This is a genomic window from Photobacterium sanguinicancri (assembly GCF_002265265.1).
Taxonomy (GTDB): Bacteria; Pseudomonadota; Gammaproteobacteria; order Enterobacterales; family Vibrionaceae; genus Photobacterium; species Photobacterium sanguinicancri.
Genome location: NZ_NOIF01000512.1, coordinates 1 through 379, shown reverse-complemented (window position 1 = coordinate 379; position 379 = coordinate 1). Strand labels below are relative to the sequence as shown.

Here is a 379-nt window from a genome sequence, read left to right as displayed (position 1 = left end):
GATGGCGAATGTCATCGAGCGGGTAAACCCGGTGCTGCGAGGCTGGGCAGGCTACTTCAAGCTCAGCCAGAGCAAGCGTCCACTGGAAGAGCTGGATGGCTGGGTCAGGCACAAACTTCGCTGTGTCATCTGGCGGCAATGGAAGCAGCCCTCTACGAGGGCGCGCAACCTGATGCGCCTGGGATTGAGCGAGGAGCGTGCCTGCAAGTCGGCCTTCAATGGCCGAGGCCCGTGGTGGAACTCAGGAGCGCCGCATATGAATCAGGCGCTGCCGAAGAAGCTATGGGACAGACTTGGACTGGTCTCGATACTGGATACGATCAATCGGCTTAACCGCATGGCCTGAACCGCCGTGTACGGAACCGTACGCACGGTGGTG

General features: G+C 60.4%; 1 protein-coding gene. It reads left to right on the top strand.

Annotation, left to right across the window (positions count from 1 at the left end; translation table 11 throughout):
* Position 1 precedes the first annotated feature (1 nt).
* A complete protein-coding gene (locus ASV53_RS26370; RefSeq protein ID WP_239928914.1) occupies positions 2-346 on the top strand; it encodes a group II intron maturase-specific domain-containing protein in 345 nt (114 codons plus the stop codon).
* Positions 347-379 lie beyond the last annotated feature (33 nt).